The 21,877-nt window shown below is 62.3% G+C and carries 18 protein-coding genes and 1 pseudogene; 13 read left to right on the top strand and 6 right to left on the bottom strand.

Annotated features, from left to right (window positions below; translation table 11 throughout):
* The first annotated feature begins 104 nt into the window (after window positions 1–104).
* Both NKI20_RS20365 and NKI20_RS20360 read left to right on the top strand, forming a co-directional pair.
* Window positions 105–521, top strand: coding sequence for a GFA family protein (locus NKI20_RS20365; protein WP_352833536.1), 417 nt, complete (start codon window positions 105–107; stop codon window positions 519–521).
* An 81-nt stretch (window positions 522–602) separates the two neighbouring features.
* Window positions 603–962 carry a diacylglycerol kinase gene (locus NKI20_RS20360; protein WP_352485664.1) on the top strand — a complete coding sequence of 120 codons (360 nt, stop codon included), beginning with the start codon at window positions 603–605 and terminating at the stop codon, window positions 960–962.
* Window positions 963–1,022: 60 nt separating this feature from the next.
* Here the strand turns inward: NKI20_RS20360 and NKI20_RS20355 are convergent, their stop codons facing one another.
* Together NKI20_RS20355 and NKI20_RS20350 are read right to left on the bottom strand one after the other, a co-directional pair.
* Window positions 1,023–1,610 carry a DedA family protein gene (locus tag NKI20_RS20355; protein ID WP_352833533.1) on the bottom strand — a complete coding sequence of 196 codons (588 nt, stop codon included), beginning with the start codon at window positions 1,608–1,610 and terminating at the stop codon, window positions 1,023–1,025.
* A pseudogene (locus NKI20_RS20350) lies at window positions 1,607–2,169 on the bottom strand (DUF1003 domain-containing protein). Before NKI20_RS20350 ends, NKI20_RS20355 begins: the two are co-directional and overlap by 4 nt.
* A gap of 92 nt (window positions 2,170–2,261) precedes the next feature.
* Here NKI20_RS20350 and NKI20_RS20345 point away from each other — a divergent pair.
* The 5 genes from NKI20_RS20345 to gltX all read left to right on the top strand — a co-directional run bounded on the left by NKI20_RS20345 (window position 2,262) and on the right by gltX (window position 9,926).
* Window positions 2,262–2,978 (top strand): DNA-3-methyladenine glycosylase I, encoded by a 717-nt coding sequence (locus NKI20_RS20345; RefSeq protein WP_352833530.1) that lies wholly within the window; start codon window positions 2,262–2,264, stop codon window positions 2,976–2,978.
* Between the two features lie 86 nt (window positions 2,979–3,064).
* Window positions 3,065–4,741, top strand: coding sequence for an NAD+ synthase (locus NKI20_RS20340; RefSeq protein WP_352833519.1), 1,677 nt, complete (start codon window positions 3,065–3,067; stop codon window positions 4,739–4,741).
* A gap of 398 nt (window positions 4,742–5,139) precedes the next feature.
* Entirely contained in the window at window positions 5,140–6,945 is a 1,806-nt protein-coding gene (locus NKI20_RS20335; protein WP_352833516.1) for an ABC transporter ATP-binding protein, read from the top strand.
* A gap of 235 nt (window positions 6,946–7,180) precedes the next feature.
* A complete protein-coding gene (locus NKI20_RS20330) occupies window positions 7,181–8,365 on the top strand; it encodes a hypothetical protein (RefSeq protein WP_352833513.1) in 1,185 nt (394 codons plus the stop codon).
* A gap of 187 nt (window positions 8,366–8,552) precedes the next feature.
* Window positions 8,553–9,926 carry a glutamate--tRNA ligase gene (gene gltX / locus NKI20_RS20325; protein WP_352833510.1) on the top strand — a complete coding sequence of 458 codons (1,374 nt, stop codon included), beginning with the start codon at window positions 8,553–8,555 and terminating at the stop codon, window positions 9,924–9,926.
* On the opposite strand, the gene NKI20_RS20320 is transcribed toward gltX, so the two are convergent.
* The 3 genes from NKI20_RS20320 to NKI20_RS20310 all read right to left on the bottom strand — a co-directional run bounded on the left by NKI20_RS20320 (window position 9,844) and on the right by NKI20_RS20310 (window position 14,426).
* The gene (locus NKI20_RS20320; protein WP_352833508.1) at window positions 9,844–11,055 is read right to left on the bottom strand and encodes a DUF2865 domain-containing protein; all 1,212 of its coding nucleotides are present in this window, start codon (window positions 11,053–11,055) and stop codon (window positions 9,844–9,846) included. The genes gltX and NKI20_RS20320 overlap by 83 nt on opposite strands.
* A gap of 90 nt (window positions 11,056–11,145) precedes the next feature.
* Window positions 11,146–13,470, bottom strand: coding sequence for an NADP-dependent malic enzyme (locus NKI20_RS20315; RefSeq protein WP_352833505.1), 2,325 nt, complete (start codon window positions 13,468–13,470; stop codon window positions 11,146–11,148).
* A gap of 176 nt (window positions 13,471–13,646) precedes the next feature.
* Window positions 13,647–14,426 carry an SDR family oxidoreductase gene (locus tag NKI20_RS20310; RefSeq protein WP_352726939.1) on the bottom strand — a complete coding sequence of 260 codons (780 nt, stop codon included), beginning with the start codon at window positions 14,424–14,426 and terminating at the stop codon, window positions 13,647–13,649.
* Between the two features lie 121 nt (window positions 14,427–14,547).
* On the opposite strand from NKI20_RS20310, the gene NKI20_RS20305 reads away from it, so the two are divergent.
* Together NKI20_RS20305 and NKI20_RS20300 are read left to right on the top strand one after the other, a co-directional pair.
* Window positions 14,548–15,363 (top strand): UDP-2,3-diacylglucosamine diphosphatase, encoded by an 816-nt coding sequence (locus NKI20_RS20305; protein ID WP_023757476.1) that lies wholly within the window; start codon window positions 14,548–14,550, stop codon window positions 15,361–15,363.
* A 125-nt stretch (window positions 15,364–15,488) separates the two neighbouring features.
* Window positions 15,489–16,703, top strand: a complete 1,215-nt coding sequence (locus NKI20_RS20300) for an MFS transporter (RefSeq protein WP_352833502.1) — start codon at window positions 15,489–15,491, stop codon at window positions 16,701–16,703.
* On the opposite strand, the gene dgcA is transcribed toward NKI20_RS20300, so the two are convergent.
* A complete protein-coding gene (gene dgcA, locus NKI20_RS20295; protein WP_352833500.1) occupies window positions 16,674–17,657 on the bottom strand; it encodes an N-acetyl-D-Glu racemase DgcA in 984 nt (327 codons plus the stop codon). The genes NKI20_RS20300 and dgcA overlap by 30 nt on opposite strands.
* A gap of 76 nt (window positions 17,658–17,733) precedes the next feature.
* Between dgcA and NKI20_RS20290 the strand changes: the two genes are divergently transcribed.
* The 4 genes from NKI20_RS20290 to NKI20_RS20275 all read left to right on the top strand — a co-directional run bounded on the left by NKI20_RS20290 (window position 17,734) and on the right by NKI20_RS20275 (window position 21,820).
* Window positions 17,734–18,921, top strand: coding sequence for an ABC transporter permease (locus tag NKI20_RS20290; protein WP_352833497.1), 1,188 nt, complete (start codon window positions 17,734–17,736; stop codon window positions 18,919–18,921).
* A 1-nt stretch (window position 18,922) separates the two neighbouring features.
* Window positions 18,923–19,744 (top strand): ABC transporter ATP-binding protein, encoded by an 822-nt coding sequence (locus NKI20_RS20285; RefSeq protein WP_023757472.1) that lies wholly within the window; start codon window positions 18,923–18,925, stop codon window positions 19,742–19,744.
* Window positions 19,745–19,758: 14 nt separating this feature from the next.
* On the top strand, window positions 19,759–21,132 hold the full coding sequence (locus NKI20_RS20280) for an MlaD family protein (protein WP_352833493.1): 1,374 nt from the start codon (window positions 19,759–19,761) through the stop codon (window positions 21,130–21,132).
* Window positions 21,133–21,211: 79 nt separating this feature from the next.
* Entirely contained in the window at window positions 21,212–21,820 is a 609-nt protein-coding gene (locus NKI20_RS20275) for an ABC-type transport auxiliary lipoprotein family protein (protein ID WP_352833490.1), read from the top strand.
* Window positions 21,821–21,877: the final 57 nt, after the last annotated feature.

Raw genomic sequence — 21,877 nt, 5'->3', positions numbered from 1 at the left:
CGGCGCCAGCATGTGTCGCATTTGCTGGCGCGTGGCTGCCGCAAAGCTGGAAACGTGATGGCGAAGCTCGTGCCAGGCAGAGTTTTCTCCAAGAAGGAGTCGCCATGAGTGATGGTCATCAAGGCTCGTGTCTGTGCGGAGCGGTCCGCTTCAGAACGCACGGAGCGCTGCGTGGCGTCGTCTATTGTCATTGTTCGCAATGCCGCAAGCAGAGCGGACATTTCTACGCCGCGACCAATGTTGCCAATGCCGATATCGTGATCGAGGGCAAGGAAAACATCACCTGGTACGAGGCGTCTGCCTTCGCCAGGCGTGGTTTTTGCAAGGCGTGCGGATCGGTGATGTTCTGGGAGCCGCGACACCAGGACTACATCTCAGTCATGGCAGGGTCGTTCGACAAGCCGACAGGCCTTGAGGGCGAATGCCATATTTTCGTCGGCGACAAGGGCGACTATTATTCGATCGACGACGGCCTGCCACAGTTTGAGAAATCGACACCGTCCATACCGGTCGCCGAATGATTCTTGGAAAAATCGCCTTATTTCGTTGATCTGGCCAGCAATTGCATTATCCCGTGCCGGTGATTCGGAAAGGGGTTTGGCATGCAGCGGCTGATCGGCGCTTATTTCAATTCGGTGCGGGCGTTTCGCAAGCTGGCGGCCAGCGAGAAGGCTTTCCAGCAGGAACTGGTGCTGCTTGCGCTTGCCTTGCCGCTCGGCTGGTTCGTTTCGATCTCATGGCGCGGTTATGCCTTGTTGATCGGCGCGGTGCTGCTGCTGATTCTGGTCGAAGTGCTGAACACCGGCATCGAGGCGGCATGCGATGCCTTCAGCCGCGAGTTCAATGTCGACATTCAACTGGCGAAGGACTGCGGTTCGCTGGCGGTGCTGATTTCGGTGCTCATCGTCGCCGGCGTCTGGGGCATCGCCATCATCGAGCGGATCACGGGCCTACCGATTTAGCAGGAGGTGCTGGAATATCCAGGTGATGGCGGCATGACCTGAATCTCAAGCACATCCAGCTCAGCTCTCCCTGGCGTGCTCCCTGTTAGCGATGTGACGGGCAACGAACCAAGCAAGGATCGCCACGGTCAGGCCGATGCCCAGCCCGACCAGCAACCGCTCGTGGCGCATCAATGCCGGGCCGATGAAGTGCTCGGCTCCCAGTCCAAAGACATAACCTATCGTGCCGAACAGCACCGCCCAGATCGCCGACGAAATAGCGTTGAGGATGACGAAGAGCGGCGCGGGGATATTGGAAAGCCCGGCCGCGATGCCGCCGACGAGGCGCATGCCGTAGATATAGCGGTTCGACAGGACGAAAATGTTCGGATGGGTGTTGAGCAGGCGAAAGGCGCGGCGAAAGCCGGGTCGCTTGCGCAATCTGACGACATAGCGATGGTCGGCAAAGCTTCGTCCAAGGATGAAGAAGAAGGTATCGCCGACGAAGGCGCCGAGGCCAGCCGCGACAAAGGCGTGCCACAGGACGAAGACCTGCTGATGCGAGAAGAAGCCGCCGAGGATGGCGGCACTTTCACCCTCGGCAACGCAGCCGAGAAATATGGCAAGCAGTCCATATTGTTCGATGAAATGATGGATGGCCTCCGTCATGAGGGCTGGGTCTGGGGGGCAAGTCGCTCGTCAATCCGCTTCACCTGTTCGGCTATCTGCGCGATCTCGTCGCGCATGCGATGATCTGGCTGTGGCGCAGCTCGTCCAGCTTTTCGTGCAGCGCCATGATCTCGATCTCGGCTTTGAGGTTGACCTCGTAATCGTGCGCGGCGTCGATCCGATCGCGCGCCGCTTGTCGGTTCTGCGACATCATGATCACCGGCGCCTGCAAGGCGGCAATCATCGAGAGGACGAGGTTGAGGAAGATGAAAGGGTAGGGGTCGAACGATTCTCGCCCCAGCAGCCACCAATTGGCACCGATCCAGAGGATCAGGAAGGCTATGAAGGACAGGATGAACGTCCACGAGCCGCCGACGCGCGCAATGGCGTCGGCGATACGGTCGCCCACGCCCTGAAGGCCGGCAAGATTGACATTGATGTCCTGCGCTATGGGCTTGCGGTCGACGGTACTCTGCAGCACCCGCCTCTCAAGTTCGCTCAGGCTCTCCGGGTTTCGCCTCAGCCAGCGATTGGCGAGTTCCGGCACGGTCTTGTTCATGGATGTCTCCATACAAAGCATCGGCTTGGCAGCCTGATTTCCATATAGGAAGATGCCGATCGTCAAAAGCACGACGCGAGGACGCAAGCAGAATGGCCGATTTCGCAAAAATCCGCGCACGTGCCGCAAAACGCAAGGGTGGCGAAGCGGAGCTTTCGTCACTGCTGGGCCCCGCGCCCGACAATGCCGCCGTGGCTGAGATCGCGGACGATCGCATTCTGTCTGTTATGGCCGAGCGCGTGTTTGCCGCCGGTTTCGTCTGGCGCGTCATCGAACAGAAATGGCCGGGCTTCGAAGAGGCGTTTCTCCACTTCGAGCCGAAACGGCTGTTGTTCCAGCCCGATGATTTCTGGCACGATCTGGCTTCCGACCAGCGCATCGTGCGCAATCCGCAGAAGATCAAATCCGTTCGCGACAACGCTGCCTTCGTCGAGCGCGTGTCGAAGGAGCATGGTGGCTTCGGCGAATTCCTCGCCAACTGGCCGGCCGACGACCAAGTCGGGCTGATGGCCTATCTCGGCAAACATGGCAGCCGGCTCGGCGGCAACACCGGCCAGTATTTCCTGCGCTGGCTGGGCTGGGATGCCTTCGTCATTTCGGGCGATATGGCGGCGGCATTGCGCGACTCGGGGCTCGAAATCGCCGAAAGCCCGACCTCGAAGAGAGATCTCGACAAGATCCAGGCCCAGATCAACCAGTGGGCGGCACAGACACATCTGCCGCGCCGCCACATATCGCGCATCCTGGCGATGTCGATCGGGGAGAACCATTCTCCGCAATCGTTGCGCGAATATATGGGTGACGACTGATCGCCGGCAGTGCGGCCACGATCAGTCAGAATTGGTCCAAACGAACGCCATTGCCCGACGAAATTTGCCGCGCTAAGTCAGCAGGCATGACCAAGATCCTCGACATCCTGCGCATTGCAATCGCCCAGCTAAACCCGACCGTCGGTGACGTCGCCGGCAATCTCGCCAAGGCCCGCGAGGCGAGAGCCGATGCTGCCCGCCAAGGCGCCGATCTCGTGCTCTATACCGAGCTTTTCCTTGCCGGCTATCCGCCGGAAGATCTGGTGCTGAAGCCGGCTTTCCTGAAGGCCTGCGAAAAAGCGGCACAGGACTTTGCCGCCGATACCGCCGACGGCGGTCCGGGCGTCATCATCGGCACGCCACTGAAGCGCAAGAGCGGCACGCACAATTCGATTGTCTTCGCCGATGGCGGCAAGATCATCGCCGAGCGCTACAAGCTCGATCTGCCGAATTACGGCGAATTCGACGAGAAGCGCGTTTTCCAGGCCGGGCCCGAAATTCAGGGGCCGGTCAATTTCCGCGGCGTGCGGATCGGAATTCCGATCTGCGAGGACATCTGGGGCGATGTCGACATTTGCGAGACGCTGGCCGAAAGCGGGGCGGAAATCCTGCTGGTGCCGAACGGCTCGCCCTATTATCGCGCCAAGATCGATGTTCGCCACCAGGTCGTCATCCGCCAGGTCATCGAATGCGGGCTGCCGATGATCTATGCCAACCAGCTTGGCGGCCAGGACGAGCTGATCTTTGACGGCGCCTCGTTTGCCATAGGTTCTAACAAGACACTGGCCTTCCAGATGAGCCAGTTCGAGGAAGCAATCGACGTCACCACCTGGAAACGGCAAGCCGAAGGGTGGGTCTGCTCGGAAGGGCCGATGTCGAAAATCCCGGACAGGGAAGAGGCCGACTATCGCGCCTGCATGCTCGGCCTGCGCGACTACGTCAACAAGAACGGTTTCAAGAATGTCGTGCTTGGTCTCTCGGGCGGCATCGATTCGGCGATATGCGCGGCCCTTGCCGTCGATGCACTCGGCGAGGAGCGCCTTCGCGCGGTGATGATGCCTTACCGCTATACCTCGAAGGACTCGCTGAAGGACGCCGAGGACTGCGCCCGCGCGCTCGGCTGCCGCTATGACATCGTGCCGATCTTCGAGCCGGTCGAAGGCTTCCTGCACGCTTTGACGCAGATGTTCGAAGGAACCAAGGAAGGCATCACCGAGGAGAATTTACAGAGCCGCGCGCGCGGCACCATCCTGATGGCGATCTCCAACAAGTTCGGCTCGATGGTCGTCACCACCGGCAACAAGAGCGAGATGTCGGTCGGCTATGCCACACTCTATGGCGACATGAATGGCGGCTTCAATCCGATCAAGGACCTCTACAAGATGCAGGTCTATGCGCTGTCGCGCTGGCGCAACAGCCATGTGCCGCCGGGCGCGCTCGGGCCTTCTGGCGAGGTGATCCCGAAGAACATCATCGACAAGGCGCCGTCGGCGGAATTGCGCGAGAACCAGACCGACCAGGACTCGCTGCCGCCCTATCCGGTGCTGGACGACATCCTCGAATGCCTGGTCGAGAACGAAATGGGCGTCGACGACATCGTTGCGCGCGGCCATGACCGGGCGACGGTGACGCGCATCGAGCACTTGCTCTACATCGCCGAATACAAGCGCCGGCAGGCGGCTCCGGGGGTGAAGATCACAAAGAAGAATTTCGGCCGCGACCGCCGCTACCCCATTACCAATCGTTTCAGGGATGGAGGCTAGACGCTGAAAGCCCGCGGCTGGCTTACATCAGCCATTGTTGCAAAATAATCGCAGTGGTTGGGCCAGATACACTTTTGGCGTGCGCTGATCTTGGCGATGCATCGGGGCGTCTCTATAAGGGGCCTCTCCGCGATTCATTTGCGGGAGGTCTGAATGGCAGTATTTCAAATGGTAATGCGAGGCCGCGAAGCTTAGGTCTCACCCGGCGCTCCGCGAAGGTTTGCCCTTCGAGCCGATGCCGGATTGAGCACAGGCTTATGCCGATGCCGGTCGCCGCCCGATTACGGGCGAGACGCCAAATATGCCGCTCCGCTTTCCGGGCACTCGTTGGCCCCTTGCGCGGCTACTTCAATTTTCGACCTTACTGGGATCGGGCTCGTTTGCGCCCGAATGACATCATGGCTCGTTTTCGAATCGATTTGCGCGCGGGCGCGTTTCGCAGCGTTCTTGGCTTCACGCTCACCCATTGGCGGCGCCAGCCGTGGCGGCTTTCGCTCATCATGGGCGGCTTCCTGCTGTCGACGCTGGCCGACGTCCTGACGCCGCTCTATTCCGGCCGGCTGGTCGACGCCGTCGCCAGCAGCGCCGGTGCCGACGCGATTGCCTGGAATGCCGCGATGACTGCGTTTTCGATGCTGATGACCCTTGCATTGACCGGCGTTGTTTTGCGCAACCTTGCCTTCATGGGCATCGTCGAATTGACGCTGAAAATGATGGCGGATATCGCTGCCGACGCGTTCCATCGCGTCCAGCGCTTTTCCACCGACTGGCATGCCAACAGCTTTGCCGGCTCGACCGTGCGCAAGGTGACACGCGGCATGTGGGCGCTCGACCTGCTCAACGACACGATCCTCATCGCGCTGCTGCCGTCCGTCGTCATGCTGGTCGGCTCGACGCTGCTGCTCGGCTGGTTCTGGCCGCTGATGGGCGCGGTCGTTGCCGCCGGTTCGGTGCTGTTCATCATGGTCACGACGATGCTGTCGCTTGGCTATGTCGCGCCGGCGGCAAGGCTCGCGAACACCTGGGACACGCGCCTCGGCGGCTCGCTGGCCGATGCGGTGAGCTGCAACGCCGTGGTCAAGGGCTTTGGCGCCGAGGAGCGCGAGGAGCGACGCCTCGCCAGGGTCGTCGCCAAATGGCGTGCGCGCACACGGCGCACCTGGGTGCGCGGCACCATCAACGGCACCACGCAAGGGGCGCTGCTGGTGGCCATGCGCGCCGCGGTGATCGGCCTGGCGCTGATGCTGTGGTCGTGGGGTCAGGCGAGCGCCGGTGACGTCGCCTTCGTTCTGACCTCGTTTTTCGTGCTGCAGGGCTATCTCAGAGATATCGGCACGCATATCCGCAATCTGCAGCGCTCGATCAACGATATGGAGGAGCTGGTCGATTTCCAGTCCGAACCGCTCGGTATCGAGGACCGGCGCGGCGCCAAGCCGATCCGGATCACTGAAGGACGGATCGGCTTCGATAACGTCACCTTTCACTACGGCAGTCACCGATCGGCGCTCTATCGTGATTTTTCGGTCGACATCGCGCCGGGGGAACGTGTCGGGCTCGTCGGCCATTCGGGTTCGGGCAAGACGACCTTCGTCAAGCTCATCCAGCGGCTCTATGACGTGAATGCGGGAAAAATCCTGGTCGACGGCAAGGACATCTCGCAGGTGGCGCAAGCGTCGCTGCGGGGGCAGATCGCCATCGTCCAGCAAGAGCCGATCCTGTTCCATCGGTCGCTGGCCGAAAACATCGCCTATAGCAGGCCGAGCGCGACGCAGGATGAGATCGAGCATGCGGCGCGGCTGGCGAGCGCGCATGATTTCATCACCAACCTGCCGAAGGGCTACGGCACTCTGGTCGGCGAGCGCGGTGTGAAACTGTCGGGCGGCGAGCGTCAGCGCGTGGCGATCGCGCGAGCCTTTCTTGCCGATGCGCGCATCCTGATCCTGGACGAGGCGACATCGAGCCTCGATTCCGAATCGGAAGTGCTGATCCAGCAGGCGATGGAGCGGCTGATGGTCGGTCGCACCACGTTGGTCATCGCGCACCGGCTTTCGACGGTGCGGGCGCTCGACAGGCTGCTGGTCTTCGATCGCGGCAAGATCGTCGAGGAAGGCTCGCATGACGAGCTGATCCGGCTGAAGGGCGGCATTTACCGCCGTCTGTTCGAGCGCCAGGCGCTGGAACTGACCAAGGGTCTAGTGATCTGACCCTGAGATGGCCGCCGGCTTCGGCCGACGGCCAGCTCGATTAGGCACTATCAGCCAGCGAAAGCGGCGCAGCGCAAATCTGTCACCCAGCGTATACCGGCCAAGCAAATCCGACTGTGGAGTGCCTTTCCAGCTCCTGGGTTTGAGACGTCTGTTTACGTTACCCACCGAAGATGCGTTGTTTCTGTCATTGCCTAATATAAACATACACAAGCAGCCCGGAGCGGTCCTTACGATGCATCTTGTTTCCGCAAATGGCGGTCCCGAAAAGCTTGCTGCGCCGTCGGTGCTGGAATCTCGGCACGGCTCGGTTCGGCCGCTCGCTGCCTCAGATCTCGAGGGCGTCGCCGCACTCTTCCTGACCAAGTTTCGCCGACGGCGGCGGCGTCGTCTCTTTGAACGCGCGATCGCGGAGACGGCCGATTATATGAGAGAGATTTATCTTGACCCTGCCAGCCAGACCGGCGTGAGCAGCGCTCTCGTCCAGATCAACCGGCAGGGTCGTCTGGGTGGTTTCCTCGGCGTCCTGAAAGCCCGCTACGAGCTCAAGGGAGCGGCATTGAACGCGGCGATCATCGGTCCACTCATGGCCGACCCCGGCACCGATGACGGTACGGCCGGACCGCAATTGCTGCGCGCATTGCACCAAGGCGAATTCGATCTGCAGCTGACCGATTCGGCCAACCGGACATCTTTGGCCTTCGCGCGCCCGATGAAATATCAGCTTCTGCCGGTGCATTGTCTCGGATGGACCTATGTTTTCCGGCCGGCCGCGATGGCCGCCGCCACGCTGCACCGTAAATGGCCCGGCCTGCTTCGCTTGGCGCTCGATCCCTGCGCACGAGCACTGGATAGTCTTGCGAAAAGACGGTTCGAGCCCCCCGTCCAGGCTTCGCCGTCGCAACGCGTCTACTGCAAGCCGATCGATGCCGCACAATTTGCCGAGCGGCTGCCGACCCTCCTGTCCGATTACTCCCTTCGTCCAAGTTGGAAGAATGGCGAGTTGCCACGGCTGCTCGCACTGGCGGCCGAGAAGCGGGCCGACGGCCCACTTCATTTTGGTGGAAGCTACGACGAGACGGGCAAAATGCTCGGTTGTTATGCCTTCTACGGTCAAGCCGGCGACATCGCGAGTCTGTTGCAAATCCAGGCGTCCGGATCGCACTGGCGCGCGACGCTGGACGGTCTCATCGCGGCTGCGTGGGCAATGGACTGCGTGGGTATCACCGGGCAGACACAGAGCAGATTCATGCCTCAACTCTTCGGCTATAAGAATCTCTTCTTCCGCTATGCCGGGGGGACGATGGTCCGCTCGCGAATCGCCGAGGTTGCGGAAGCGGTCCGCTCCGGCGATGTCTTTATCGGTGGGGTGATGGGCGACCGCTGGACCCGCCTCAGTTCCGATGACTTCGGCCGCTGATCGCCTTCAACGACCCGTTCCGGCCGGCTGCGGTCGGACGTGGCGGGCGCCGCCGGATTGGCCGCCACCAGCGGCGACCGAGGCGCACGGCGCCCGGTCTTTTCATTCCAGTCGCCATGTTCTATGTCTGCCGGGCAGCGTGGGGGCGCGTCTTGTCAATCGCAAAAGCATCCGGTACGCCCCGTTTATGACAGTTACCGTTCGTTTCGCCCCGTCGCCAACCGGCCGCATCCATATCGGCAATGCGCGCACGGCCTTGTTCAACTGGCTGTTTGCCATGAACAACAAGGGCCGCTTCATCCAGCGCTTCGACGACACTGACATGGCCCGCTCGAAGCAGGAATTTTCCGACGCCATCCTCTATGATCTGCATTGGCTGGGCATTTTCCCGGACGCCACCGAGTACCAGTCGCGGCGTTTCGAAATCTATGACGCGGCGGTTGAGAGGCTGAAGGCATCAGGTGTTCTTTATGCTTGCTACGAAACGCCGGAGGAGCTCGATCTCCGCCGCAAGGTGCGCCGAACGCGCGGGCTGCCACCGGTCTATGGCCGCGAGGCGCTGGCCCTGACGCACGAGCAGATCGCCGAATACCGGGCCGATGGACGCCGGCCGCACTGGCGTTTTCTCCTCCCCAATTTCTCGGGCGATCCGCAACAGCCGGAACGCACCGAAATCCAGTGGAACGATCTGGTGCGCGGCGAGGAAACCGTCGATCTCGCCTCGCTTTCCGATCCAGTGCTGGTTCGCGAGGACCGTACTTACCTCTATACGCTTCCCTCCGTGGTCGACGACATCGAGATGGGCATCAGTCATATCATCCGTGGCGACGACCACGTCACCAACACCGGCGTGCAGATTGCGCTGTTCAAGGCGCTGGCGGCCGAGCCGCCAGTATTCGGCCACCACAATCTGCTGACCACCGCATCGGGCGAGGGGCTGTCGAAGCGCACCGGCGCGCTCTCCATCGAAAGCCTGCGCGAGGACGGCATCGAGCCGATGGCGGTCGCTTCGCTGGCCGTGCTGGTCGGCACCTCGGAGAATGTCGCGGCGATGCCGACGATGAGTGAACTCGCCGAACATTTCGATCCCTCGGCGACATCGAAATCCGCGGCCAAATTCGATCCGGACGAGCTGTTCGTGCTCAACCGGACGCTGCTGCACCACATGCCATTCGCCGAGGCGCAAGACCGGCTGATCGTGCTCGGCGTCTCGGGCGAAGAGGCCGAACCGTTCTGGCTGGCAGTGCGTGGCAATCTCGACAGGCTGGCCGATGCGGCCAACTGGTGGCGTATCCTGCGCGAAGGACCGCAGGAGAAGCCGGAATTTTCCGATGACGACCGCAATTTCCTTCAACAGGCGTTCGATCTGCTGCCGGAGGAACCCTGGACCGCGACGATCTGGAAGGATTGGACGGGCAAGATAAGGGAAGCGACCGAGCGCAAGGGCAAGGCCTTGTTCATGCCGCTCAGGCTTGCCCTTACCGGGCTGCCTTCGGGGCCTGAGCTTGCAGATCTATTGCCGCTGATGGGTCGGGAAGGAACGTTGGCCCGACGACCCTGATTTTGCGCTGGTCCGGCGGCAAGGCTGATACCGGCGACGTCACCGGTTTGGCGGAAAGCCTCTTGATCGCCTCGCGGTCGAGCCCGCCTTGCAGATTGGCCAAGGTTTCCGGATCGGAACCGGGGTCCGGCTTGGAAACCGGGACCGGGATGATCGGTGCAGAATTCGTTTCGGGCTGGGATCGTTCCGGATTCGGCGGGTTGCCGGCGATGATCCGGAAATTCTGCGCGGCATTGCAGCCGCAGGCCGGCGGCCGCGACATGTCTGGCTGCTTGTAGAGATAGGCGGTCGGCAATTCGCTGTAGGGCCGGCCAGTGACTGACGATGTCATCGAGGCCGAATCGTCGTCCATGCCGCGCGAATAGAAGACCTGCATCTCGGTGCCGGGGCAGCTCGATTCGCAATTCTTCTGGTCACGTTCGAAATCGCCTGCCGAGGCCGAGTTCGACATCGGGAAGAAGTAGCCGTCGCAGGTGCGCACACAGGAGGTGTGGAATTCGCCGCCGACGCTTGGAAAGTCCGGTACGCCGGGCCGGTTGAGCACCCGGCGGACGCTGCGCTCCTCGCCGGGATCGTCAAGCTGATCAAGCGTATCCGATGTATCGAGCTGCTGGCTGTTGCCGCCGAAAAGCTGATCGAACAGATTTGTGCTGCCGCCTTCGCGGTTGGCTTCCTGCAGCGGCGCGCGCCTTGGCGCAACTGTGTCGTCGCGGCAGCCATTGGCATCAAGCGCCGCCAGGATGCGTCCACGGTCACGGCGCGAGCCGCCGTCGGCCAGCCGCTCGCGCTTGCTCTGCAGCGCATCGAGATTGGCATTCATACGGTCGATCGTGGCGTTGAGCCCGGCACATTGATCGAGGTTGCGGCCAAACAGCGAAAAGCCGCACCCAGCCCGGCTCGCTTGGCTGCGAGCCTTCGAAATCTGCTCGCGTTGCCGGGCAATTGCGGACTCGTATTTCCGGATCAGCGCCGGACCGCCACCGCCACCGCGAGGGGCTGCGGCAAGGTCGTTTTCCAACTGGCGGCAGACCCGCGAGGCGGCCTGTGGCTCGGCTACCCACCATGTTGCGGACAATAGGAGGCCAAGCAGCACGGCAGCATGCGCCTGCTTCCACCCTCCGCTTGGCATCCACCCAAACTCCGCCTGCCCAAATCCCGCCCGCTGGCCCGCAAGGCTACCGTGTTCGCGGTTAACTGCAGTTTACCGCGAAATCCGCGTTCAGCCCAGATTGACGACGGCCTGCGCCTTGTTGGCGGCTTCGACCACGGCCAGTGCCGTCATGTTGACCACGCCGCGTGACGTGACCGAAGGCGTCAATATGTGCGCCGGCATGTCGGTGCCGAGCAGGATCGGCCCGACATGCAGTGCATCCATCATGGTCCTGAGCGCGGTCAGCGTGATGTTGGCTGAATCGAGGTTGGGGAACACCAGCAGATTGGCTTCGCCCTTCAGCCTGGAGTGGGGATAGACGCGTTGACGCAGATGCTCCGACAACGCCGTATCGGCGTGCATCTCGCCGTCGCACTCCAACTCGGGCGCGATGCGCGCCAGGATCGCCGCTGCTTGCCGCATCTTGATCGCGCTCGGCGAATCGCGCGAGCCGAAATCGGAATGCGACAGGAGTGCTGCCTTCGGCTCGATGCCGAAACGCTGGATTTCTTCTGCTGCCAGCACCGTCATCTCGGCGATCTCCTCGGCCGTCGGGTCGACGGAGACATGCGTGTCGGTGAGGAAGATGATGCCGCGCTGCGAGATCAGCATCGAGAGCGTGGAGAGGTCGCGATCCCTGACGCCGGTGCGCGGGCCTATGATCAGGGTGACGTTGCGCAGATGCCGCTCGAAGCGTCCTTCGAGGCCGCAAACCATGGCGTCGGCATCGCCGCGCTTCAGCGCAAGTGCTGCGATCACCGTGTTGTCGGTCCGCACCATGGTGCGCGCGGCCTCCGTTGTCACGCCGCGGCGGCCGGCGAGTTCGATCAGCAGCTCGACATAGTTGCGATAGCGCGGATCGTCCTCTGGATTGATTAGACCGAAATCGACGCCGGGCTTGATGCGCAGCCCATAGCGCTTCAGGCGCACTTCGATGACATGCGGGCGGCCGATCAGAATCGGTTCGGCGATGCCTTCCTCGAGCACCACCTGGGCGGCGCGCAGCACGCGTTCGTCCTCGCCGTCGGCGTAGATGACGCGCTTGGCGGTCGATGCCTTGGCCGACGAGAACACCGGCTTCATCACCAGGCCGGAGCGGAAGACGAAGCGGTTGAGCTTGTCGATATAGGCGGCGAAGTCGGTGATCGGCCTGGTCGCGACACCGGTATCGCAGGCAGCCTTGGCGACCGCCGGGGCGATGCGCAGGATCAGGCGCGGATCGAAGGGCGAGGGGATCAGGAACTCGGGGCCGAAGATCGGCGTCTCGCCGGAATAGGCACGGGCGGCGACGTCGGAAGGTTCTTCACGGGCGAGCGCTGCGATCGCCCGCACTGCCGCCATCTTCATCTCCTCGTTGATGGCGCTGGCGCCACAGTCGAGCGCACCACGAAAAATGTAAGGAAAACACAATACATTATTGACCTGATTGGGAAAATCGGACCGGCCGGTGCAGATCATCGCATCAGGGCGCGCCGCGCGCGCCACCTCCGGCATGATCTCGGGATTCGGGTTGGCCAACGCCAGGATCAGCGGCTTCGGCGCCATATGCTGGAGCAGTTCCGGCTTCAGCACGCCTGCAGCCGACAGGCCGAGAAAGACGTCGGCGCCTGATATGACATCGGCCAGCGTGCGTGCGTCTGTGTCCTTCACATAAGGATCTTTCCAGCGGTCCATCTCGTCGGTGCGCCCCTTATAGGCGACGCCGAATCGGTCGGTGACCCAGATGTTTTCCACCCGCGCACCAAGCGAAACCAGCAAGTTCAGACAGGCAAGGGCGGCAGCACCGGCGCCAGAGCTGACGATCTTGATGTCCGTTATGGTCTTGCCGGCGAATTCCAGTCCGTTGAGCACGGCGGCGGCGACGATGATGGCGGTGCCGTGCTGGTCGTCGTGGAACACCGGTATGCCCATGCGGGCCTTCAACTGCTCCTCGACCTCGAAGCACTCCGGCGCCTTGATATCTTCGAGGTTGATGCCGCCGAAGGTCGGCTCCAGCGCCGAGATCGTCTCGACCATTCGCTCTATCCCCGGCGCGTCGATCTCGATGTCGAAGACGTCGATGCCGGCGAACTTCTTGAACAGGACGGCCTTGCCTTCCATGACCGGCTTGGAGGCCAGCGGGCCGATATTGCCGAGGCCGAGCACGGCCGAGCCGTTGGAGACGACGCCGACCAGATTGGCACGCGCGGTGTAGTCGGCGGCGCTCGCCGGATCGTCGCGGATTTCCAGGCAAGGGGCGGCGACGCCTGGCGAATAGGCGAGCGCGAGGTCACGCTGGTTACCGAGCGGCTTGGTCGCCTGGATCTCGAGCTTTCCCGGCCTTGGGTGCTTGTGGAAGTAGAGGGCGGCTTCGTCGAGGTCCGAACGTGCCGTCTTTTTGCTCTCGCCTTCCATGCGGCTGCTCCCTCGGAATCTGCGTGAAGACCCCTTTTAGCATGCAGCCGAGGTTTTTCGCGACGCTAAATGACGCGCCGGCAGCTTTACCCGGCGGTGCGTATAAAACGGTTAACTATCAATGAGTTATGCCGATTCGATAGCAAATGAGTCCTGCTGGTTGGCAGGCGCTTCGATCAGAAGGCGCTGACGTAGAGACCGCCATCGACCGGTATGTTCTGCCCCGTCAGATAGCCGGCATGGACCGAGCACAGGAAGGCGCAGATCTGGCCGAATTCCTCCGGCGTGCCGAGCCGCTTGGCCGGAACATCGGCGCTGATGCGGGTCTTGCGTGCGGCAGCTGCGGCAGGATCTTCTGATGTGCCGGCCTCGTGCGGTCCGCGCAGCCGGTCGGTGTCGAGCTTGCCCGGCAAAAGACTGTTGATGGTCACGTTGCGATCCACCACCGTCCGCGCCACGCCGGCCAGGAACGATGTCAGGCCGGCGCGCGCGCCGGACGACAGGTCGAGGCCAGGAATGGGCACGTAGACCGATAGTGAAGTGATGTTGACGATACGGCCGAAGCCGCGCGCCGCCATGCCGTCGAGGACAGCCTGGACCAGCTCGATCGGCGTCACCATATTCTGGGTGACGCCTTCGAGGATCTTTTCGCGGTCGAGCGTGCGAAAATCGCGAAGTGGCGGTCCACCATTGTTGTTGACGAGGATATCCGGTTCCGGACAGGCCGCGAGCAGCGCCTTCTGCACCTCGGGCTTGGAGACGTCACCAACGACTTCCGTCACCGTGACGCCGTAACGCTGGCGCAACTCCGCGGCGGTTTTCGCCACCAGATCTGCATTGCGCCCGTTGACGACGATGTCGCAGCCGGCTTCCGCCAGCGCCATCGCGCAACCGCGTCCAAGTCCCTTGCTCGAAGCGCAGACGATGGCCTTTTTCCCGCTGATGCCGAGATCCATGATGATTTCTCCTTGTGAGCCGGCGGCAAGCTAGTCCCTCGGCTGGACCAATCGCAACCGTCATACGGTTGTTGCATGAATCGGGGCATAGGCTGTCGCGAAAGCAACGGTGAAAATCGCGATGTCCGGCCAAGAGCCCCGCACTTTCCGCAGCATGTTCATTTCCGATGTCCATTTGGGCTCGAAGGCGGCGAAGGCCGAATTCCTGATCGATTTCCTGCGCCATCACGATGCCGATATCATCTATCTGGTCGGGGACATCGTCGACGGCTGGCGGTTGCGGCGGAACTGGCACTGGCCGCAAAGCCACAATGATGTCGTGCAGAAATTGCTGCGCAAGGCGCGCAAGGGCGCCAACATCACCTACATCGCCGGCAACCATGACGAATTCGCCCGCCAGTTCCAGGGTGTGCATTTCGGCGGCATCGTCGTCGCCGACCGCGCCATCCACGAGACCGCCGACGGCAAGCGCCTGCTCGTCATCCACGGCGACCAGTTCGACACCGTCGTCCACAATGCGCGCTGGCTGGCCTATCTCGGCGATCACGCCTATGACGCGGCCATGCTGGTCAACCGCGTGGTGACGCGGCTGCGCCAGCTGCTCGGACTGCCATACTGGTCGTTCTCCTCCTGGGCCAAGGTCAACGTCAAGAAGGCGGTGAACTTCATCGGCTCGTTCCAGACCATGCTTGCGGACGAGGCGCGCCGCTCGCATGTCGACGGCGTCATTTGTGGCCACATCCATCATGCCGTCATCGAGAATTTTGGCGATGTCCAATACATCAACACCGGCGACTGGGTGGAAAGCTGCACGGCAGTGGTCGAACATTTTGACGGCCGGATGCAAATCCTGACCTGGGCACAGGTGCTGCCCGAGGCGCCGGACGAGCCCTTTATCCCGCTGCTCATCGAAGAACGGGTAGGGCAGGCGGCATAGCGCCGGCGGTCGTCCCGGGTCCGGGATCAATCGATTGGTCCAATCGGTTCCGCCGGGTTTTTGCCCATGTTAAGGGATCGATACACGTTGCCGTCAGGTCGAGTGCAGCGTGATTGGATCGATTCATGTCCCTGCCGCCGCTTTCGCCCGAACAACTCGTCAAGCCGCGCCATTTCGAACTGCGCATGAGCATGATCTTCGCGACGCTGTTCGTGCCGCTCGGAACACATCTGCCATATTTTCCGCTGTGGCTGCAGGCCAAGGGTTTTCATGCCGAGCAGATCGCCGTCATTCTGGCGGCGCCCATGTTCCTGCGCGTGGTGACGACGCCATTGCTGACTGCGCTCGCCGACCGTGCCAGGGACCGCGCCGATGTCTATGTAGCGCTGGTGGCTGCGTCGCTGCTCTTGTCGGCGGGTTATTTCCTGGTGCCGACCTATGCCACGGTGCTGGCGGTGTCGCTGGCGCTGACAATCGTGTGGACGCCGCATTCGCCGATCGCCGATTCGCTGGCGCTTTCAGGCGTGCGCCGCTTCGCCTCGAACTATACGAGCATGCGCAAATGGGGCTCGATCTCCTATCTGTTCGCCAATGTCGCGGGGGGCTTCATTCTGTCGGCGACAGGCTCTCGGGCCGTTCCGGTGATCATTCTCGTGGCGTTTGTCGGCGCTCTTGCCGCCGGCCTGCTGGCGCCGCGTCTTGGCCGTCCGCGGCGCGCCTCGCCGCTGTCGGCCACCGATATCCAGCACGCCGCGCCGAAGCTTCTCAACCCATATTTCCTGTATTTTTCGATCGGTGTCGGCGTCATCACCGCCAGCCACGCATTCCTCTACGGCTTCGTCTCCATCTACTGGAAATCGATCGGTATCAGCGATTCGGTTGTTGGCCTTTTGTGGGCGTGGGGCGTGGTTTCGGAAGTCTGCATGTTCATGATGTTCACCCGCTTTTTCGACCGGTTTTCCGTCGTGTCGATTATCGCGATGGCGGGGATCGGCGCGATCGTGCGCTGGATCGCCTTTCCGCTGGTTTGGCCGCTCGGCCTCGGCGTTGCCGGATTTTTCGGCGTCCAGACGCTGCACTCGGTCTCGGTGGCGCTGGTGCTGATCGGCCTGCAGAAGATGATCGGCGAAACGGTCTCCGAGGAACGAACCGGTGCCGCGCAGGGCATCGCCTATTTCTCCAACGGCTTCTTCATGGCGATAATGACGCTGGCATCCGGCCCGCTTTACGAGCGGTTCGGTGTCGACGGCTTTTTTGCCATGGTCCCGATCGCCTTGATCGGCCTGGTGCTGATCGGGCTTGCGGCGCGCTCAGCCCCACAGCGCCTTCTCAGGCGGTGACACCAGCGATCCCCGATAGACAAGGCCGGGCACACGGTCGCGAGCGAGCAGCAGCGGACCGTCGAGGTCGACGAAATCGGCATCCTGAGCGAGCAGCACCGCCGGCGCCATCGCCAGCGACGTACCGACCATGCAGCCGACCATCACGCCGAAACCGAGTTCGCGGGCGCGATCGCGCAACACAAGGGCGGCTGTCAGGCCGCCGGACTTGTCGAGCTTGATGTTGACGGCGTCGTAGAGGCCGATAAGATCTCCGAGGTTCTTCACCTCGTGCACGCTTTCATCGGCGCAGATCGGCACCGGGTGCGCAATATGGCGCAGGATCTCGTCATGGCCGGCCGGCAGCGGCTGTTCGATCAGCGCAATGCCTTGCTCGGCGGCAAAAGCGAGGTTCGCAACGATATTGTCGTCGGTCCAGCCCTCATTGGCATCGAGAATGATGCGGCTGTCGGGCGCTGCTTGCCTCACGGCACGGATGCGCGCGATATCGTTGTCGCCACCGATCTTGACCTTGAGCAGGGGCCGCGCCGCATTGGCGCGGGCCTGTGCCGCCATCGCCTCCGGTTCGCCGAGCGACAGCGTGTAGGCGGTTTCGAGCGTCCGTAAGGGAGCAGCACCTATGGCATCGGCTACGGATGTTCCGCTGACCTTTGCCTCCAGATCCCAGAGGGCGCAGTCGATGGCGTTGCGGGCAGCTCCGGCCGGCATGGCCGTGAGCAAGGCGGTTCGGCTGATGCCGCCGGCGATCCGGTCGCGCATGGCCTCGATCGCCTCGCGCACGCCGTCCATGGTCTCGCCATAGCGCTTGTAGGGAACGCATTCGCCGCGGCCGGCGTGGCTGCCCTCGCTGATCGTGCAGGAGATCACTTCGGCTTCAGTCTTGGAACCGCGCGAAATCGTGAAGGTTCCGGCGATTGGAAAACGCTCGGCCTCGACCGAAATGACACGCGCCATATTTTTCTGCTCCTGCTGTGCGACAAGGGTTGTCGGCAAATCGACAGGTCAGACCCGTCAAGCTAAACAGGATGCCATGTTCAACATCGGCAAGCGCGACGCAAGCGGCACGACCGCAGGGAAGGCTGACCACGAACCGCGCGTGGCGATCGGCGAGGAGGATGGCGTTCTCGGCTGCGCCTTCTCCGGAACCTGGACGACACGGACCGTGGCGCTGATCGACGCCGACCTGCGCAGAATAGAGAAACGCAGCGGTTTCAAGATTTTGGCGCTCGATCTTTCCAAGATCGAGAAGATGGACACTGCCGGCGCCTGGCTGATCGACCGGCTGGTCAGCGCCTTCGAGAAGAAGGGCGTCAAGATCCAGTTGCAAGGCCAGAGCGAGATCGCGTCGATCCTGCTCGACGCGGTGGGCGAGGCTGTGCGGCGCGACCGCGAATCCGGCCCGGCGCGACCGCCCAACATCGTCATTCGCGCGCTGGAGGCGGTCGGCCGGCGCGTCTACGAGATGCGCGACGATTTCCTTTCTTCGATGAACATCCTCGGCGCCACCATCCGCGGCGCGCAGATGAAGCTCGGCCGTGGTCATGCCGTCAACCCGGCGGCGATCTTCAACCAGATCGACCGCATGGGTGTCGGCGCCATTCCGGTGGTGGTGCTGATGTCGGCGATCGTCGGCGCCATCGTTGCCCAGCAAGGCGCCTATCAGCTCAGCTATTTCGGTGCCGATATTTTCGTCGTCGATCTCGTCGGCGTGCTGATCCTGCGCGAACTCGGCGTGCTGATGACGGCGATCATGATCGCCGGCCGCTCGGGCAGCGCGATCACCGCCGAGATCGGCTCGATGAAAATGCGCGAAGAGGTGGATGCGCTGAAGGTCATCGGGCTCAACCCGATCGGCGTGCTGGTGTTTCCACGGCTGGTGGCGCTGGTGATCGCCTTGCCGTGCCTGACCATCATCGCCAATTTCGCGGCACTTGGTGGCGGCATCGTCGCCGCTTGGCTTTATTCCGATATCCCGCCCGCCGCCTTCCTCGACCGGTTGCGCGTCGCTATCGATCTGAGCACCATCTTTGCCGGCCTGATCAAGGCGCCGTTCATGGCGATGATCATCGGCACGATTGCCTCGGTCGAGGGCATGAAAGTCGGCGGCAGCGCGGAATCGCTTGGCCAGCACGTGACCGCTTCGGTGGTGAAGTCGATCTTCGTCGTCATCATCCTCGATGGACTTTTCGCCATCTTCTACGCAGCGATCGAGTTCTGAGATGAAGCTGCGAAACCGGAAAAAGGCAGGTGCGGTGGCGGACCACACGGGTGAGGGCGACATCGTGCTTTCCGCGCATGACATCACCGTGTCCTTCGCCGACAAGGTCATCCTCGACAAGCTGTCGCTCGATATCAGGCGCGGCGAGATTCTCGGCTTTGTCGGTGCCTCGGGTGCCGGCAAATCCGTTCTGTTGCGCACCATTCTCGGCTTGACGCGCAAACAGTCGGGCACGATCAAGCTGTTCGGCCTCGACATCGAGAAGGCGAGCGAGGTTGAGCGCCTGCGCGTCGATATGCGGCTTGGCGTGCTGTTCCAGCACGGTGCGCTGTTTTCAGCCCTGACGGTGCTGGAGAACGTCCAGGTGCCGATGCGCGAATATCTTGACCTGCCGAAAAAGCTGATGGACGAACTGGCGATGCTCAAGGTCGAGCTGGTCGGATTGCCGCCGGACGCGGCGCATAAGTTTCCGTCGGAACTTTCCGGAGGCATGATCAAGCGAGCGGCGCTGGCGCGGGCATTGGCGCTCGACCCCGATATCGTCTTCCTCGACGAGCCGACATCCGGCCTCGATCCGATCAGCGCGGCGGAATTCGACGAACTGGTCGTCAAGCTGCGCGATACCATGGACCTGACCGTCTATATGGTGACGCATGATCTCGACACGCTTTTTACCGCCTGCGACCGCGTGGCCGTGCTCGGCAACAAGAAAGTGCTGGTCGAAGGAACCATCGACGACATGCTGAAGAGCGAGGAGCCGTGGGTAAAGTCCTATTTCCGCGGAAAACGCGCCCGGCAACTTGATCTTGCGGCGCGCGCATAGCCATAAGTGGGATAATGGAAACCAGAGCCAACTACGTCATCGTCGGCATTTTCACGCTGGCCGCGATCCTGTCGGCGTTCGCCTTCGTCTACTGGACGGCTGCGATCGGCGAAAAGGGCGAGACGACGGTGCTGCGCGTGCGCATCCCGGGTTCGGCGTCCGGGCTTGGCCGCGGCAGTTTCGTGCTGTTCAACGGCGTCAAGGTCGGCGATGTCAGGCGCGTCTATATCGACGTCGACAATCCGACAGTCGCCATCGCCGATACCGAGATCGATCGCCTGACGCCGATCACCAAGTCGACGCAGGCCGATATCGGTCTTGCTGGCCTCACCGGACAGGCCAATATCGAGCTCAAGGGCGCCGACCCCAAGGAAGTAAAACTCCTCGACCAGGCGGAAAAGGAAGGCAAGGTCGCCGAGATCGTCGCCAATCCCTCTGCCGTGACCAACCTTTTGCAGACAGCGCAGAACATCTTCACCCGCGCCGACAAGGTGCTCACGGAGCTGGAAGGCTTCACCAAGGACGTTCGCGGACCACTGACCCAGACCGTGCACAACGTGCAGACCTTCTCCGATGCGCTGGCCAAGAATTCGGACGGCATCGACAAGTTCCTGTCCGCCGCCAGTGCGCTGGCCGATGAGCTGAAAGGCGTTTCCGGCAAGCTCGACGGCACGCTGAAGGCAGCCGAAGGCCTGCTCAATGCCGTCGACAAGGACAAGATCAAGAGCATTGTCGCCAATGTCGACACGGTGACAGGCAACCTCAAGGAAACGTCGCGGCAGCTCGACGGCGTGATCAAGAACGTCGACACGGCGGTCGGGTCGGTCAACGATTTCGCCAAGCAGACGCAAGGCACTCTGGCAAAGGTCGACGGCGTGCTCGACGGCATCGATCCGGCGCAGGTGCGCACAGCGCTTGCCAACATCCAGAAGGCCAGCGAAAGCGCCAACAAGGCCGCCGCCGACATCGCAGAGGTGACTGACAAGTTCGCCAACCGGGCCGACGACATCAACCAGACGATCAAGGATGCCAAGCAACTGGCGCAGCGGCTCAACGATGCCTCGGTGCGTGTCGATGGCATCCTCGCCAGGGTCGACCACTTGCTCGGTTCCGGGCAGGCCGATGGCGTGATGGCCGACGCCAGGGCCACACTGAAATCGTTCAAGCAGGTTGCCGACACGCTGAATGCCCGCCTTGGCGTCATAACCGACAATCTGGCGCGTTTCTCGGGCCAGGGGCTGTCGAATGTCGAGGCACTGGTGCAGGACAGCCGCCGCTCGATCGGCCGTATCGAGGAGGCGGTGACCGATCTCAGCCGCAATCCGCAGCGCATCCTTTCGGGTGGCGAAGGCGAGGTAAGGCAGTTCGATGGCAGGGCGCGGCGTTGACTTCGGAGTTGGTGCGCCCCAATAACATGAGCCGCAAAAGCGGGTTGATCTTACGATCCGGGGACAACGGGGATCGCGCGTGAAGTCTGTGTGGTTGAGAACGGGCGGGTTGACATCGGCTGCGGCACTGCTTGCCCTGACGCTGGCCGGCTGCGCGGTGTTTGGAGGCAAGCCTGCGCCACTCGACACCTTTGAGCTGTCGGCGCCTTCGGTTGAAGCGCGCGGCCACAGCCGTCGCCAGATCCTGATCGCGCAGCCGTCGGCGCTCAAGGCACTGGACAGCCAGAACATCGTCATCAAGCCATCGGATCGCTCGCTCCAGTATCTCAAGGGAGCGCAGTGGGCCGACCGGCTGCCGCTGATCGTGCAGGCGCGGCTGGCCGAGACGTTCCAGCGTTCGGGCAGTTTTGCCGGCGTCGGCAAGCCGGGCGAGGGCCTGGCCATCGATTATCAGGTGATCGTCGAGATCCGATCGTTCGAGGTGAGCGTCGACGGCGGCGAGCATGCGGAGGTCGACCTGTTCGTGCGCATCCTCAACGACCGCAATGGCGAGGTGCGTGCCTCCAAGAGCTTCACCGCCTCAGCGCCTGTTTCAGGCGGTGGCAACCCAGCCTATGTCAGCGCACTCGACAACGCGTTCGGCGATGCTGCCAGGCAGATCGTGCGCTGGACGGATTCGGTGATCTGATTTCCGTAAAGGCTTGATCGCATAACACTTCTGCCAACGTTGTAGTCAGTGGCGCTG

This window comes from Mesorhizobium sp. M0830 (assembly GCF_040319965.1).
Lineage (GTDB): Bacteria > Pseudomonadota > Alphaproteobacteria > Rhizobiales > Rhizobiaceae > Mesorhizobium.
The sequence above is the reverse complement of the archived record's forward strand: the minus strand, read 5'-3'. Positions and strand labels throughout refer to the sequence as shown.

Coding starts and splice junctions, on each gene's coding strand:
- NKI20_RS20365 (WP_352833536.1), top strand. CDS start 105: ATGAGTGATGGTCATCAAGGCTCGTGTCTGTGCGGAGCGGTCCGCTTC.
- NKI20_RS20360 (WP_352485664.1), top strand. CDS start 603: ATGCAGCGGCTGATCGGCGCTTATTTCAATTCGGTGCGGGCGTTTCGC.
- NKI20_RS20355 (WP_352833533.1), bottom strand. CDS start 1,610: ATGACGGAGGCCATCCATCATTTCATCGAACAATATGGACTGCTTGCC.
- NKI20_RS20345 (WP_352833530.1), top strand. CDS start 2,262: ATGGCCGATTTCGCAAAAATCCGCGCACGTGCCGCAAAACGCAAGGGT.
- NKI20_RS20340 (WP_352833519.1), top strand. CDS start 3,065: ATGACCAAGATCCTCGACATCCTGCGCATTGCAATCGCCCAGCTAAAC.
- NKI20_RS20335 (WP_352833516.1), top strand. CDS start 5,140: ATGGCTCGTTTTCGAATCGATTTGCGCGCGGGCGCGTTTCGCAGCGTT.
- NKI20_RS20330 (WP_352833513.1), top strand. CDS start 7,181: ATGCATCTTGTTTCCGCAAATGGCGGTCCCGAAAAGCTTGCTGCGCCG.
- gltX (WP_352833510.1), top strand. CDS start 8,553: ATGACAGTTACCGTTCGTTTCGCCCCGTCGCCAACCGGCCGCATCCAT.
- NKI20_RS20320 (WP_352833508.1), bottom strand. CDS start 11,055: ATGCCAAGCGGAGGGTGGAAGCAGGCGCATGCTGCCGTGCTGCTTGGC.
- NKI20_RS20315 (WP_352833505.1), bottom strand. CDS start 13,470: ATGGAAGGCGAGAGCAAAAAGACGGCACGTTCGGACCTCGACGAAGCC.
- NKI20_RS20310 (WP_352726939.1), bottom strand. CDS start 14,426: ATGGATCTCGGCATCAGCGGGAAAAAGGCCATCGTCTGCGCTTCGAGC.
- NKI20_RS20305 (WP_023757476.1), top strand. CDS start 14,548: ATGTCCGGCCAAGAGCCCCGCACTTTCCGCAGCATGTTCATTTCCGAT.
- NKI20_RS20300 (WP_352833502.1), top strand. CDS start 15,489: ATGTCCCTGCCGCCGCTTTCGCCCGAACAACTCGTCAAGCCGCGCCAT.
- dgcA (WP_352833500.1), bottom strand. CDS start 17,657: ATGGCGCGTGTCATTTCGGTCGAGGCCGAGCGTTTTCCAATCGCCGGA.
- NKI20_RS20290 (WP_352833497.1), top strand. CDS start 17,734: ATGTTCAACATCGGCAAGCGCGACGCAAGCGGCACGACCGCAGGGAAG.
- NKI20_RS20285 (WP_023757472.1), top strand. CDS start 18,923: ATGAAGCTGCGAAACCGGAAAAAGGCAGGTGCGGTGGCGGACCACACG.
- NKI20_RS20280 (WP_352833493.1), top strand. CDS start 19,759: ATGGAAACCAGAGCCAACTACGTCATCGTCGGCATTTTCACGCTGGCC.